This is a genomic window from Allobosea sp., assembly GCF_030694325.1.
Classification (GTDB): domain Bacteria; phylum Pseudomonadota; class Alphaproteobacteria; order Rhizobiales; family Beijerinckiaceae; genus Allobosea.
Map to the genome: position 1 here is coordinate 18,738 of NZ_JAUXYO010000201.1, position 13,171 is coordinate 31,908.

Consider the following 13,171-nt stretch of genomic DNA (forward strand, 5'->3'; position numbering starts at 1 on the left):
TTCAGGACAGTTTGGTCTTGAGCTTGAGGAAGCGCATCGTCCGCTCGGCGGTGGCCGGGTCGAGCGCGGCATAGGCCTTCAGGTCGTCCTCGGTCGCCGCCTTGGCGAACATCATCCGCCGTCCGCGCAGGCGCAGCACGGCGCCGAAGGCGTCCGTCGAGATGCCGAGCGCGCGGCAGGTGACGGCGATGCCGCTGGCCTCTCGCTGCATCAGCACGCGCAGCGCCTGGTCGGTGCTGAGGCTGGCGACCTGCGCGAAGACGAGGGCGAGATGGAAGGCGCGGTCCTCCTCGGCCAGCATCGCGACGATCTCGTCGAGCGGACGGCGTCCGGCGCTGAGATCGGCCATCAGCAGCTTGATCTCCAGGCGTTGCTGGCGCGCCTGGCGGGCCAGGCTCAGGGCCTCGCTGGAGGGCTTGTTCCAGAGCCCGCCATCGTCGCCCATCTGCTCGACGATGCGCATGACGCGCTCGGCGCGGTTCGGCGTCAGGTCTGAGCGCGAGGAGAGGGCGAGGCCGATCTGGCCGTCCTGCCCGCCGCGCTCGATCAGCCGGTCGAAGCCCTTTTCCGAGAGGCTCGCGCCCTCGTTCGCGCTGACGGTGTGCAGCACATCGCGGTCGCCGCGCTCGACCAGGATGTCGGTGACGCCTTCGGACAGGCGCGCGCGTTCCGCGATCGCCACGAGATGGCGCTGCGACTGCGTCACCGCGATCGCGGCGAGATCGGTGTCCGTCAGCACCGGGGAGAGCTTGAGCACGAGGCGCGCCACATCCGCGTCCGGATCGGACGCGAGCGATACGGCGACGTCGCGCGGCAGGGTCGGCGTCTCGGCGACACGGTCGGCATAGTCGCGCCGCGCCTCGGTCTCCAGATGGGGCAGCGATTTCAGCGCGATGTCGCCGTAATGCGACTGCGACGCCTCGTTGGGGCTCTCGTCGAGCAGGAACAGGTCGGTGACCGCGTTCAGCAGTTGCCGCCGGCTTTCCGACGACATTTCGGCAGGCATTCGGGAGAGGGCGCTGAGCATGGGGCGGTCCGGCGACAGGTCAGGAGCCCATCATAGCGCCTAGGGCTTGACCTTTGATTAAGATCACCACGCGTAAACCGGGTTATCTGGCGATCTCGGTCAGGCGACGCGGGCCTTCATTCGGATGAAGCGCATGCCGCGCGTGGCGGCCGCGGGCTCGATCTGGGCGTAGCGCCGCAGATCCTCATCCGTGTCCTTGTTGGCGAACATCAGGCGCCGCGCCCGCAACGCCAGCACGGCCGCGAAACCGGGGATGCCGATATCGAGGGCGCGACAGGCCAGAGCGATCCCGCTGACGTCCCGCCGCAGCAAGGCGCGCAGCACCTGCTCGACGCTGATGTCGGAGACGCGCGCCAGGACCTGGGCGAGATGGTAGGCACGGTCTTCCTCGGCCAGCATGATCACGACATCGTCGAGCGGACGCGTCCCGCCCTTGAGATCGCCGATGAGCTGGTTGACCTCGAGCCGCTGGCGCCGCACCAGCCGCGCGATGGCGGCCGCTTCGCTGTCCGAGGCGATGTCGATATCACCCTGCTCGCCGAGCTCTGCCAGAACGCGCAGCACCCGTTCGGCGCGAACCTCGCTCAGGTCGGAGCGAACGGCGACCGCGAGCGGGATCGCGGCTTCCTCGCGGCCGCGGTCGAGCAGCTTCTCGAAACCCTCTTCGGTGAAGGCGGCGCCCTCGTTGCCGCCCACGGTCTTGAGCACGTCGTTGTCGCCGCGCTCGACAAGAATGTCGGTGATGTGTTCAGACAGCCGGACGCGCTCGGCGATGGCGGCGAGATGGTCCTGGGATTGGTTCAGCGCGATGGCGGCGAGGTCGCGGTCGGTCAGCACGGGAGACAGCCGCAGCACCAGCCGCGCCACCTCGCCGTCCGGATCGCCGGCGAGCGCATTGGCGACGCTGCGCGGCAAATTGGGCTCGGCCGCGACCTCGTCGGCATAGCCTTGCCGCGCCTGAGGGTCGAGATGAGGCAGGGCGCGCAACGCGATCTCGCCGTAATGGTGCTTCGACAGCCCCGTCGGCTCCGGATCGCAGAAAAACAGGTCCGTCACCGCCTGAAGCAGCTTCCGGCGTGCGTCGGACGAGGTCTCCGCGGCGAGTTTGAACAGGGAGTGCAGCATGACGCCCCCAAAGCCTTTCTCATGGTCGGCCGCCCCGCTGGGCGGCGGCCAATGTGACGCAGCCCGGCGACCGCGAAAACCATTGTCGGGGATTGGTATGAACAAAACCTATTGCCGCAGCGTCAACGGCTTCGGCGGCGAACTGTCCCGGCGGTTCCGGCGTGGCTTCAGCCGAAGCGTTCCCAGCCCTGCGGCAGCAATCGTTCCTGGGGCAGGAAGCGCTCCTTGTAGGCCATCTTCGGCGAGCCCTCGACCCAGTAGCCGAGATAGACGTAAGGCAGGCGCAGCCGCCTGGCCCGCTCGATATGGTCCAGCACCATGAAGGTGCCGAGCGAGCGCGCCTCCAGCGACGGGTCGAACACGGAGTAGACCATCGAGAGCCCGTCGCTCAGCGTATCCGTCAGCGCCATCGCGAAGAGATCGCCCTGGCCGCGGCCGGTGAAGCCGCTGTCGGGGCCGCGGCGGCGATACTCGATCAGGGCGGTCTCGACATGGGTGTCCTCGACCATCATCGCGAAATCCAGCGCCGACATCGTCGCCATCCCGCCATCGGGATGGCGCTCGTCGAGATAGGTCCGAAACAGCGAGTAATGCTCGGAGCGGGGCCGGGGCGACAGCCACTCGCCGACGAGGTCGCTGTTGTGGGACATCACCTTGCGGAAGCTTCGTGAGGGCCGGAAGTCATCGACCAGGACGCGCACGGAAATGCAGGACCGGCAGGTCTCGCAGGCCGGGCGATAGGCGATGCTCTGTGAGCGCCGGAAGCCGCCATGGCTGAGCACGTCGTTCAGATCGCGGGCGCGGGCGCCGACGAGATGCGTGAACACCTTGCGCTCTTCGCGCCCGGGCAGATAGGGGCACGGCGTCGGCGACGTCAGGTAGAATTGCGGGGCATCCCGCAACGGGCGCGTCACGTCAGGTTCGCTCCGGCATCGGGGTCGAACCGGAGTTTAGCAGCAGCCTCGTCGGCAACAAGGCCCGGCTGCGGATGCGCAGCGGCTTGGCGCGCCACATCTTGATCGCCGTCGATCTGACGGCATATATGCTATCATGAAGATCGCGATCGTGATCGATACCAATGTATTCGTATCCGGCCTGCGGTCGGAGGGCGGTGCTTCGCGTGCTGTTCTGCGCGCCGCGCTGCAGGGGGAGGTCGAGCCGCTGTTCGGGAATGCCCTTTGGCTCGAATATCGCGATCTGCTCTCTCGCCCGGTCTGGAGCGATCTCACCACGCCGCAGGAGCGCGACCAAGTCCTTGCGGCGCTGGCAAAGAGAGGGCGATGGGTCACGATCTACTTCGGGTGGCGTCCGAATTTGCCCGACGAAGCGGACAATCATCTGATCGAACTGGCGATTGCAGGGGGCGCTTCCGCTATCATTACACACAACCTGCGAGATATCGGGCGCGGTGAGCTGCGCTTCGGACGGCTCGCCATCCTCACACCCGCTCAGTTCCTGGAGGTGAAACGATGACGGTCATGACTATCAGGCTACCGGAGGAAACGGCATCGCGGCTCAAGTCGCTCGCGCAGAGCCGGGGGCTTAGCGTCAACAAGCTGGTCGAGCAGCTGAGTGCGCAGGCGTTGGCGGCGTGGGACACCGAAAACCATTTCCGTAGCGTCGCCGCGACGGGCGATATCGAAGCGGCCATGGCCGTGCTTGATCGACTGGACGCCGAAGCCACGCCCACTCGATCGGGGAGGCGGTGACAGGCGCTTGCCGCGCCTGCCGCCCTGACGTCAGGCCCGCACCACCACGAGCCCGGTGAGCAAATCGTGTCCGAGCCGCCGGTCGCTGCGGACGATGCCGCAAAGGATGTCGAGAACCCAGAGAGCTACCGTCGAGGCCGCGACGTAGAAGAGCAGGGCGTGCACCGCGGCCGCCAGCCCGTCCGGCCGGCCCCCGGTGGCGGTCTCGACGCGCAGGCCGGCCATCCGCATGCCCCAGGTCGCCTGGCGCGGGCCGCCGATCGTCAGCGCGGCGTAGCCAAGGGCGGTCGCCACCGTGGCGATCGGGATCAGCAGCCAGGTTGCGCCGAAGGTGACGATGCCGAGCACCGCGAGCGCGAACCAGACCAGCGTGCCGAGGATGGCGAGGATGATGATGTCGCCGATCCAGGCGAAGATGCGCGACCCCAGGACGCCGCTGACATCCTGGACCGGTCGCTCGCCCATCGCGACGATCGGGGGCTGGCCGTAGCGGGTGTCGCTCATCTGAAATCGTATCCTGTTCTCGTCCGGGCCGGTGCGGCCCTGGACATAATGTTTGGTCAGCGTCCCGGTTCCGCAAGGTCGCGGCCGGCGAGCCCGCGCGGCAGCACGCGATGGGGCGCGAAGCCGCTCTCGCGCAGGGCGGCTTCGATCGCGGCCGAGTGGGCGCTGCCGCGGGTCTCGACGGTGACGTCGAGCGTCACGCCCTTCGCCGGCACGTCGAGGAAGAGCCGGCCATGGCTGACCTCGAGGATGTTGGCGCCCTGCTCGCCGAGCAGGCTCGCGACCTTGCCGAGCAGGCCCGGCCGGTCGGCCGTGGTGAGGCGGAAGGCGACGATGCGGTCCTCGCGCTCGAGCTCGCGCACCATGATCGCGGCCAGCAGGCGGGTGTCGATATTGCCGCCGCAGAGCAACAGCCCGACCTTGCGCCCGGCATAGCGCCCCGGCTCCTTCAGCATGGCGGCGAGCCCGGCCGCGCCGGCGCCTTCTGCGAGACTGTGTTGAAGACTCGCATAGGCATAGACGGCGCGCTCGATCAGATCCTCGCCGACCAGCACGATGTCGGAAACCAGGCTGGAGACGATCGGCAGGGTCTGGACGCCGACCGTCTTGACCGCGATGCCCTCCGCCAGAGTCGGCCCGCCGACGGGCAGGTCGTCGGCATTGATGGCGTTGAAGAAGGAGGGGTAGAGCGCCGCCTCCACCCCGATCAGCTCGATCGACGGCTTCAGCGCCTTGGCGGCGACCGCATTGCCCGCCATCAGCCCGCCGCCGCCGAGCGGAATGATCAGCACCTCCAGATCGGGATCGTCCTCCAGCATCTCATGGGCGATCGTGCCCTGGCCCGCCATCACCGCGGGGTCGTCATAGGGATGCACGAAGACCAGTTCCTCGGCCCCCGCGAGTTCACGCGCCTTCTGCGCGGATTCGTACAGCGTCTCGCCGTGCAGCACGACGCGTGCGCCATGCGAGCGCGTATTCTCGACCTTCACCAGCGGCGTCGTCTCCGGCATCACGATCGTCGCCGGAATGCCGAAACGCCGCGCGTGATAGGCCACCGCCTGGGCGTGGTTGCCGGCCGACATGGCGATGACGCCGCGCTCGCGCTCGTCCTCGTCCAGCGTCAGCAGCTTGTTGACCGCGCCGCGCTCCTTGAAGGAAGCGGTCGCCTGCATGTTCTCGTGCTTGACCAGCACGGTCGCGCCCGTGAGGTCGGAGAGGCGCGGCGCCGGCACCAGCGGGGTCCGCAGCACATGCCCCTCGATGCGCCGGGCCGCTGCCTCGACATCGGCGGGCGTGATGGTGAAAGGCTCGCTCATGATGGGGGAGTCCGGTCTCTGGAAAGGGCGAGAGGGCAGGAGCGGAGAGGCAATGCGTTCAGACCGGCCGCGGCGCCAGCGCACCATCGCCGAAGAAGCCGCCCGGACGCAGGATCAGGACCACGGCGAGCAGGGCGTAGACGGCGATGTCGCGCTGCTCGAGCGGCATCGTCGCCGACCAGAGCACTTCGAACAGGGCGATGCAAAGCCCGCCGAGCGCCGCGCCCGCCGGCGAGCCGATCCCGCCAAGGATCGCGCCGACCAGCGCCTTCAGCCCCAACGAAAAGCCCCCCGCGAAGCCCATCCCGCCATAGACGGCCGTGACGATGACCCCGGCCATGCCGCTCGCGGCGCAGGCCAGGATCAGCGCTCGATCCTGGACGGCCCGCGGATCGACACCGAACAGCGTGGCGATGCGCGAATCGTCCGCGACCGCGCGCCATTGCCGGCCATAGGCCGAGCGCGCGATCAGCAGGACGAGACCCAGCGTTGCCGCGAACCCCGCTGCCGCCACGCCCAGCCCCAGCGGCGTCGTGGTCACGACGAAGCTGCCGGCGCGCGCCAGCGGCATCGGCTCGTTCAGCACGGGCGGCAGCCAGCGCAGCCCCGTGCCCTGCGCCAGCCGCAGATATTCCGAGAGGGCCAGCGCGAGGCCCAGCGTGGCGATCAGCACCGCCTGGCCTCTGGCCCGGGCGAGGGGCCTCAGCACGAAGCGCCCCATCGCGAAACCGTGCAGGGCTGCGACGAGGATAGCGACGACGAAGGCCGCGATCAGCCCCGCGACCGGCGTCGAGGCCGCGACGGAGACGAACAGGGCCGCCCCGACCACCGCGGCCGTCGCGCCCACCGCCGCGAACTCGCCGAAGCTCAGGAGAATGCGCCCGCTCAGGCCGTAGATCAGCGCATAGGCGCAGGCGAGCAGGGCGTAGATCGCCGCCGTGGGCAGGCCGCTGAGCCCTTGCTGCAGCCCATAGGCGAGGGCGGGCGGCAACTCGGGCAGCCAGAGCGGCAGCGGCGCGCCGGGATCGACCGGCGGATCGACGCGGTCTTCCAGATAGAAGCGGCGCAGCAGATAGAAGCTGGCGTCGCTCATCGGCTGGCCGTCGGATGCGATGCCGATCAGGCGACCAAGCCGCAAGCCCTGGCCCTCGCCGGCGAAGAGGCAGTCGATGCTGCGGCGGCGCACCGGTCCCTTCGGGGGGCCCGCCAGATAGATCATGCGCAGGATATGCGGGCGCGCGCCGGCTCCCGTGCGCTCGACGGTGATCAGCGTATCCGGCGCGTTCAGGGCGGGGATCGCCTGGCGGCAGAGCCGCTGCTGGTCGGTGTCGAAGCGCTCGCTGCAGGCGGCGAGCGCGAGAACCAGCAGAAGGGGCAAGGTGAGGCGCATCGCGGCCGAGGCTAGCAAGAGAACGGCATCGTTGAAACGCCGGGTCGCCCGGCCCATCATCGTCGTCCACCCGTCAGGCGGGATGGCGTGGCTTTCCGGTCTTGGGCGGGGGAGGATCGCGGGGAGCCGCAAGGGAGCCTCACATGGATCGGGACGACATCTGGGACAGCGTCACAGCCCGATCCTACGACACGCCGGGAATCGGCATGTTTTCGCCGGATGTGCTGGAGCCGACGGTCGAGACGCTCGCTCGGCTCGCGGGCGGAGGCCGCGCGCTCGAGTTCGCGATCGGGACGGGCCGCGTCGCCGTGCCGCTCAGCCGGCGCAATGTCCCCGTGGCCGGGATCGAAACGTCGCCCGCGATGATCGTGGAGCTGCGCAAGAAGGCCGACGAGGCGACCATTCCGGTGGCTCTGGGCGACATGGCCTCGACGATCGTTCCCGGCGAGTACGCGCTCGTCTATCTCGTCTACAACACGATCTCGAACCTGCTCACGCAGGCCGAGCAGGTCCTGTGCTTCCGCAATGCGGCGCGCCATCTCAGGCCACATGGCTGCTTCGTGGTCGAACTCTGGGTGCCCGAACTGCGCAAGCTGCCGCCGGGACAGAACGCCGTGATCTGGCAGGCGGAGGCCGACTATATCGGGCTCGATACCTACGACACGCTGCACCAGCGGGTCGTCTCGCATCATGTCAGGATGGGCGAGGGGCGGACGGCCGAGGTCTTCCGGACGCCGCATCGCTACATCTGGCCGGCGGAGCTCGATCTCATGGCCCAACTCGCCGGCTTCGTGCTGGAGTCCCGGCACGCGGACTGGGCCCGACAGCCCTTCACCGCCGAGTCGCGCTCGCACGTCTCGGTCTATCGCCTCGCCTGAAGCGGCGCGCTTGCCGCCCACGCCGGCGCGAGGCGCTGCGTCAGGCCCCCGCCTTCAGTTTCTGTGCCGCCTGCGGTGCGAAATAGGTCAGCACGCCGTCGGCGCCGGCGCGCTTGAAGGCGGTCAGGCTTTCCATCATCGCGCGCTCGCCGTCGAGCCAGCCATTGCCGGCCGCCGCCATGATCATCGCGTACTCCCCCGAGACCTGATAGGCGAAGGTCGGCACCCGGAAATGGTCCTTCACCCGCGCGACGATGTCGAGATAGGGCAGGCCGGGCTAGATCATGACCATGTCGGCGCCCTCCTCGAGATCGAGCCCGACCTCGGCGATCGCCTCGTCAGAATTGGAGGGGTCCATCTGGTAGGTGCGCTTGTCGCCGACCAGCGTGGCGTTGGTGCCGATCGCGTCCCGGAACGGGCCGTAGAAGGCCGATGCGTATTTCGCCGCATAGGCCATGATCTGCACGTCCTCCTGGCCCGACGCATCGAGCGCGGCGCGAATCGCGCCGACGCGCCCGTCCATCATGTCGGAGGGGGCGATCACGTCGGCCCCGGCATCGGCCAGCGCCAGCGCCTGCTGGACGAGGATGTGGACGCTGGCGTCGTTGAGGATGCGCTCGCCCTCCATCACGCCGTCATGGCCATGGGAGGTGTAGGGGTCGAGCGCCGCGTCGCAGATGATGCCGATCTGCGGCACCTCGGTCTTGATCGCCCGCACCGCCCGGCACATCAGGTTGCGCGCGTTCAGCGCTTCCGAGCCGGTCGGGTCGCGCAGTGCCTTGTCGACGAAGGGGAAGGGCGCGATCGCCGGAATGCCGAGCGACGCCGCATGCGCGGCCTGGCGTACGGCCTCGTCGATGTTGAGCCGGTCGACGCCCGGCATCCAGGCGACCGGCGTGCGCGCCTCGCTCGAATCCATCAGGAAGAGCGGCCAGATCAGGTCGTCGGTGGTCAGCCGCGTCTCGCGCACCAGCCGCCGCGACCATTCCGCCTTGCGGTTGCGACGCATGCGCCGGGTCAGGCCGAGGGCGGGGGCCATGTCCGGGCGAGACTGCGGCGCCGGGAAGGGCCGCACGTTCCGGGTGTCCAATGAGGCCTCCGTCGGCTGAGTGATGCCGGCAGCGCCGGAAGCGACACCGTAGCACATCGGAACGGTTCCAAAAAAGAGCCTGTCCTCGCAACCGGCGCGGGCCGGGGGCGCGTTGACAAGCATCCCGGGCCCGGACCAGAACCGGGACCGACGCAGCAGGGAGCGCAACCGCATGTCGCAGACCCCGGAGATCCTGTGCGAGCGGTGCGGCGCGGCGGGAATGGTCATCCTCGACCGGCCGAAGGCGCTCAACGCGCTCACCCTGCCGATGGTCCGCGAACTCGCCCGGGCACTCGACGCCTGGGAGCATGACCCGGAGGTCGATCGCATCGTCGTCACCAGCACGAGCGAGAAGGCCTTCTGCGCCGGCGGCGACATCCGCACCCTGCACGATCTCGGCAAGGCCGGCCGCCATGACGAGATGCTGGCGTTCTGGGGCGAGGAATACATCCTCAACGCCCGCATCCAGAGCTATCCCAAGCCCTATCTCGCGCTGATCGACGGCATCGTCATGGGCGGCGGTGTCGGCATCTCCCTGCATGGCAGCCACCGCATCGCGGGCGAGCGCTATCTCTTCGCCATGCCCGAGGTCGGCATCGGCTTCTTTCCCGATGTCGGGGCGACGCACGCGCTGCCGCGCTTGGCCGGCGCAGCCGGCATCTATCTCGCCCTGACGGGCGACCGTGTGGGGGCAGCCGACGCGCTGGCCTTCGGGCTCGTGACCCATGCGGTTCCGAGCGCACGGATGGCCGAGCTGACCGACGCCCTGACCCGTCGCGGGGCGCTGGACGACATCCTGGCCGCTTTCAGCCATGATCCCGGCCCGCCGAAACTCGCCGGCGAGCGCGAGACGATCGCCCACTGCTTCAGTGCGCCGACGCTGCCGGCGATTCTCGCCCGTCTCGACGACGCCGCCGCCACGGGCAGCGCATTCGCCTCCAAGCTGCGTCAGACGCTCGCGGTGAAGTCGCCGACCAGCGTCGCCATCGCCTTCGAGCAGATGCGCCGCGGCGCTGACCTCGATTTCGCCGAGGCGATGAGGACCGAGTTTCGCATCGTCTCGCGCATCGCCCATGGTCACGACTTCTACGAGGGCGTGCGCGCCGTGGTGATCGACAAGGACCATGCGCCGCACTGGCGACCGGCCTCGCTCGACGCGGTCGATCCCGCGCAGATCGAGGCTTATTTCGCCCCGCTGGGCGCCGCCGAGCTGGAGCTGGCCTCCTGATGCCCGGCGGGGACGGCGAGGTTCTGCGCGGCCAGCGCAGCGACGAGATGACCGCCGGCGGCGCAGCCGCGGCCTCGACGCGCTGGCGCACGGTGCTGGTCTGGATGCTGCGCATCCTGTCCGTGCTGTGGCTCGCCAAGGGGCTGCTCGCCTGGGGCGTGATCTTCGGTGTCTGGGGCGAGACGCAGCCGCCCTTCGAGAACCGCCTGCTGAGCTTCCAGGCCATCACCGTCTATTTCGCGGTGATCGATCTCGTGGCGGCAGTGGGGCTCTGGCTGACATCGACCTGGGGTGGTGTGCTCTGGCTGCTGGCCGCGATCAGCCATCTGCTCCTGGCCTTCTTCTTCCCGCGAATGCTGCCGATGACGCTCTGGTTGGCGGGGGCGTATGTCTGCGCGATCCTGGCTTATTTCGTCGCGACCTGGGCCGCCGAAAACGAAAGCGCCTGAGGCCGGACCGTTCGACAGCGGCGAGTCACGGTAACTAACGCTTTAGCTTAAGCCTTTCCGGCTTCACCTTGCATTCACCCAAAGGGGTAAATCCCTGATTCATCCTGATATTTAAACTCGTTTTCATCCGGCCCGCCTATGGTGTTTCTCAGAAGCGGATCGGGAGATCAATCCTGACCGACGGTCAACAGGCGGGATATACCATGAAAGCGAGCGTCAAGACTTCGGTCGTCGAAAGGTCTGAAGAGGCTGACCTGAAGGTGAAGCCCCTCTACCTCGAGTCCCTCACGCTGGTCGAGCGGCTGCATCGCCGCCTCCTCGACGTCATCAAGGACGAGTTCGAGCGGCGCGGCCGCGACGACGTCAACAGCGTGCAGGCCCTGCTGCTCTACAATATCGGCGATGCCGAGCTGTCAGCCAGCGAGCTGCGCACCCGCGGCTACTATCTCGGCTCGAACGTCTCCTACAACGTCAAGAAGCTGGTCGAGCTCGGCTATCTCCACCATGCCCGCTCGCGGATCGACCGCCGCTCGGTGCGCATCAGCCTGACCGAGAAGGGCGCCGAAGTGCACAATCTCGTGAAGGGCGTCTACGACAAGCATGTCCGCACGGTCGAGCAGATCGGCGGCATCGCGGCCGACGATTTCGAGCGCATGAACAACGCCCTGCTGCGCCTGGAGCGCTTCTGGACCGACCAGATCCGCTACAAGCTCTGAAACGGGGCGGGATCGCTCCCGCTGCCGCACCTGTCGCGCGCCGTCGCCGCTCCCGCCTCCGGCCGGGGGCGGCGTCGCGTTGCCGCGGTGCCACGTCCGCGCCCCGACTGTTGCCGGATGCGGCCATGCCCTAAATTCGCCGCGCTCATCACGCCTCGTTAATTGTGTTACGGCAGCTTCGCCCGCTATGAGGCTCCCGCATGGCGGGCGGCCCACGGGCCGATGCCGGCCCCGCGCAGGTTGACCGAGTTCGAGAGGGACGAGATGCCGACGATGAGCCTGACCCGCCGCGAGACCGTTCTGGCGCTGCTTTCGGGCGCCGCCGCGACCACGGCCGTGCCGGCCTTCGCCCAGCAGGCGGAGTGGCGCCAGAACTATGATGCCGGCGCCCGCAACGCGGTGGCCCGCTCGCATACGCCGATGCTCTCGCCGGAATCGCTCCAGGCGACGGAAGCGGCCATCGCCGCTTATCGCGACCTCGCCGCGCGCGGCGGCTGGCCGACGGTGCAGCTCGCCGAGCGCATGGCGGTCGGTTCGCGCGGCCCGGGCGTGGTGGCCCTGCGCCAGCGCCTGATCATCACCGGCGATCTCGACGCCAATGCCGGCACCAGCAACGTCTACGATTCCTATGTCGAGGCGGGCGTGCGCAACTTCCAGGCCCGTGTCGGCCTCTCGACCACCGGTGCGATCAACCGGGCGACCATCGCGGCGCTGAACGTGCCGATCGACCGCCGCATCCGCCAGCTCGAGACCAACGTCATCCGCCTGCGCACCTGGTCCGGCAATCTCGGCAACCGCTACGTCGTCGCCAACATTCCCGCAGCCATGGTGGAGACGGTCGAGAACGGCCATGTCGCGACCCGCCACGCCGCCGGCGTCGGCAAGATCGACCGCCAGTCGCCGCTGCTCTCGACCCGCATTCCCGAGGTCAACTTCAATCCGACCTGGACCGTGCCCGCTTCGATCATCCGCAAGGATCTGATCCCGAAGATGCGCAAGGAGCCGAACTACCTGACCGAGAACAAGATCCGCATCATCGGCCCCAGCGGCGAGATCGCCCCAGAACGGGTGAACTGGAACTCGGACGAGGCGACCCGCTACACCTTCCGGCAGGATCCCGGCGGCGAGTTCAACTCGCTCGGCTTCGTGCGCATCAACATTCCCAGCCCGCACGGCGTCTACATGCACGACACGCCGGCCAAGGGCATCTTCGGCGACGATTTCCGCTTCGTCTCCTCGGGCTGCATCCGCGTCCAGAACGTGCGCGACTACATCGCCTGGCTGCTCAAGGAGACTCCCGGCTGGGACCGCGCCAAGATCGACCAGGTCATCGCCTCGGGCGAGCGCATCAATGCGCGCCTCGCCACGCCGGTGCCGTGCCACTGGGTCTACGTCACCGCCTGGGCGACGCCCGACGGCGGCGTCCAGTTCCGCGACGACATCTACAACAAGGACGGGCTGGGCCCGGCCCCCGTCGCCGCGCTGCAGGGCGAGCAGGACATCTGAGCGGCTTTTACGAGCCGAGCGAGACGAGGAAACCCGCCGGAGACGGCGGGCTTTTTCTTTGGGGGGAGGGGCGCCTGGTCTAATGGTTAGTTGGTGCCACTCTGGGCCTGCTTAAAAACAGGCTCTTCTGCATAAGTGCGCAGGGCAGGCTAGTGGACTAATCGGCGCGGCGAGAATATGGTCTGATGCGGCTCGTAAGCGTATGAGCGGTAACCCTTTGCAGCGATCTGTGT

General features: G+C 68.3%; 13 protein-coding genes and 1 pseudogene. 7 read left to right on the plus strand and 7 right to left on the minus strand.

Features of this window, described 5'->3' with window-relative positions:
• Window position 1: 1 nt before the first annotated feature.
• The 3 genes from Q8M82_RS12950 to Q8M82_RS12960 form a co-directional block, all read right to left on the minus strand.
• Window positions 2–1,027 carry a DUF2336 domain-containing protein gene (locus tag Q8M82_RS12950; RefSeq protein ID WP_305691759.1) on the minus strand — a complete coding sequence of 342 codons (1,026 nt, stop codon included), beginning with the start codon at window positions 1,025–1,027 and terminating at the stop codon, window positions 2–4.
• 99 nt (window positions 1,028–1,126) lie between these two features.
• The gene (locus tag Q8M82_RS12955) at window positions 1,127–2,152 is read right to left on the minus strand and encodes a DUF2336 domain-containing protein (RefSeq protein ID WP_305691760.1); all 1,026 of its coding nucleotides are present in this window, start codon (window positions 2,150–2,152) and stop codon (window positions 1,127–1,129) included.
• A 167-nt stretch (window positions 2,153–2,319) separates the two neighbouring features.
• A complete protein-coding gene (locus tag Q8M82_RS12960; protein WP_305691761.1) occupies window positions 2,320–3,066 on the minus strand; it encodes an arginyltransferase in 747 nt (248 codons plus the stop codon).
• A gap of 136 nt (window positions 3,067–3,202) precedes the next feature.
• On the opposite strand from Q8M82_RS12960, the gene Q8M82_RS12965 reads away from it, so the two are divergent.
• Entirely contained in the window at window positions 3,203–3,625 is a 423-nt protein-coding gene (locus Q8M82_RS12965) for a putative toxin-antitoxin system toxin component, PIN family (RefSeq protein ID WP_305691762.1), read from the plus strand.
• Window positions 3,622–3,861, plus strand: coding sequence for a ribbon-helix-helix domain-containing protein (locus tag Q8M82_RS12970; protein WP_305691763.1), 240 nt, complete (start codon window positions 3,622–3,624; stop codon window positions 3,859–3,861). Before Q8M82_RS12965 ends, Q8M82_RS12970 begins: the two co-directional genes overlap by 4 nt.
• A gap of 30 nt (window positions 3,862–3,891) precedes the next feature.
• On the opposite strand, the gene Q8M82_RS12975 is transcribed toward Q8M82_RS12970, so the two are convergent.
• The 3 genes from Q8M82_RS12975 to Q8M82_RS12985 are packed head-to-tail and all read right to left on the minus strand — an operon-like array spanning window position 3,892 to window position 7,059.
• Window positions 3,892–4,365, minus strand: a complete 474-nt coding sequence (locus Q8M82_RS12975; RefSeq protein WP_305691764.1) for an RDD family protein — start codon at window positions 4,363–4,365, stop codon at window positions 3,892–3,894.
• Window positions 4,366–4,421: 56 nt separating this feature from the next.
• Entirely contained in the window at window positions 4,422–5,681 is a 1,260-nt protein-coding gene (locus Q8M82_RS12980; RefSeq protein WP_305691765.1) for a threonine ammonia-lyase, read from the minus strand.
• 58 nt (window positions 5,682–5,739) lie between these two features.
• On the minus strand, window positions 5,740–7,059 hold the full coding sequence (locus Q8M82_RS12985; RefSeq protein ID WP_305691766.1) for a branched-chain amino acid ABC transporter permease: 1,320 nt from the start codon (window positions 7,057–7,059) through the stop codon (window positions 5,740–5,742).
• Window positions 7,060–7,214: 155 nt separating this feature from the next.
• Here Q8M82_RS12985 and Q8M82_RS12990 point away from each other — a divergent pair, with 155 nt between their 5' ends.
• Window positions 7,215–7,949: a class I SAM-dependent methyltransferase gene (locus tag Q8M82_RS12990; RefSeq protein WP_305691767.1), complete on the plus strand. Its 735-nt coding sequence runs from the start codon at window positions 7,215–7,217 to the stop codon at window positions 7,947–7,949.
• 40 nt (window positions 7,950–7,989) lie between these two features.
• On the opposite strand, the pseudogene hemB reads toward Q8M82_RS12990, so the two are convergent.
• Window positions 7,990–8,988: pseudogene (gene hemB, locus Q8M82_RS12995) on the minus strand (porphobilinogen synthase).
• A gap of 223 nt (window positions 8,989–9,211) precedes the next feature.
• On the opposite strand from hemB, the gene Q8M82_RS13000 reads away from it, so the two are divergent.
• From Q8M82_RS13000 to Q8M82_RS13015, 4 genes are all read left to right on the plus strand, one after another.
• Window positions 9,212–10,267, plus strand: a complete 1,056-nt coding sequence (locus Q8M82_RS13000; protein WP_305691768.1) for an enoyl-CoA hydratase/isomerase family protein — start codon at window positions 9,212–9,214, stop codon at window positions 10,265–10,267.
• Window positions 10,267–10,716 carry a DUF6163 family protein gene (locus Q8M82_RS13005; protein ID WP_305691769.1) on the plus strand — a complete coding sequence of 150 codons (450 nt, stop codon included), beginning with the start codon at window positions 10,267–10,269 and terminating at the stop codon, window positions 10,714–10,716. Before Q8M82_RS13000 ends, Q8M82_RS13005 begins: the two co-directional genes overlap by 1 nt.
• A gap of 203 nt (window positions 10,717–10,919) precedes the next feature.
• The gene (gene ldtR / locus Q8M82_RS13010; protein WP_305680877.1) at window positions 10,920–11,432 is read left to right on the plus strand and encodes a transcriptional regulator LdtR; all 513 of its coding nucleotides are present in this window, start codon (window positions 10,920–10,922) and stop codon (window positions 11,430–11,432) included.
• A 273-nt stretch (window positions 11,433–11,705) separates the two neighbouring features.
• On the plus strand, window positions 11,706–12,938 hold the full coding sequence (locus Q8M82_RS13015; protein WP_305691770.1) for a L,D-transpeptidase family protein: 1,233 nt from the start codon (window positions 11,706–11,708) through the stop codon (window positions 12,936–12,938).
• Window positions 12,939–13,171: the final 233 nt, after the last annotated feature.

Bases quoted from the DNA above. Each gene is read 5' to 3' on its own strand.
- Q8M82_RS12950 (WP_305691759.1), bottom strand. From the start codon at position 1,027: ATGCTCAGCGCCCTCTCCCGAATGCCTGCCGAAATGTCGTCGGAAAGC.
- Q8M82_RS13005 (WP_305691769.1), top strand. From the start codon at position 10,267: ATGCCCGGCGGGGACGGCGAGGTTCTGCGCGGCCAGCGCAGCGACGAG.
- Q8M82_RS12970 (WP_305691763.1), top strand. From the start codon at position 3,622: ATGACGGTCATGACTATCAGGCTACCGGAGGAAACGGCATCGCGGCTC.
- ldtR (WP_305680877.1), top strand. From the start codon at position 10,920: ATGAAAGCGAGCGTCAAGACTTCGGTCGTCGAAAGGTCTGAAGAGGCT.
- Q8M82_RS13015 (WP_305691770.1), top strand. From the start codon at position 11,706: ATGAGCCTGACCCGCCGCGAGACCGTTCTGGCGCTGCTTTCGGGCGCC.
- Q8M82_RS12990 (WP_305691767.1), top strand. From the start codon at position 7,215: ATGGATCGGGACGACATCTGGGACAGCGTCACAGCCCGATCCTACGAC.
- Q8M82_RS12955 (WP_305691760.1), bottom strand. From the start codon at position 2,152: ATGCTGCACTCCCTGTTCAAACTCGCCGCGGAGACCTCGTCCGACGCA.
- Q8M82_RS12975 (WP_305691764.1), bottom strand. From the start codon at position 4,365: ATGAGCGACACCCGCTACGGCCAGCCCCCGATCGTCGCGATGGGCGAG.
- Q8M82_RS13000 (WP_305691768.1), top strand. From the start codon at position 9,212: ATGTCGCAGACCCCGGAGATCCTGTGCGAGCGGTGCGGCGCGGCGGGA.
- Q8M82_RS12980 (WP_305691765.1), bottom strand. From the start codon at position 5,681: ATGAGCGAGCCTTTCACCATCACGCCCGCCGATGTCGAGGCAGCGGCC.
- Q8M82_RS12965 (WP_305691762.1), top strand. From the start codon at position 3,203: ATGAAGATCGCGATCGTGATCGATACCAATGTATTCGTATCCGGCCTG.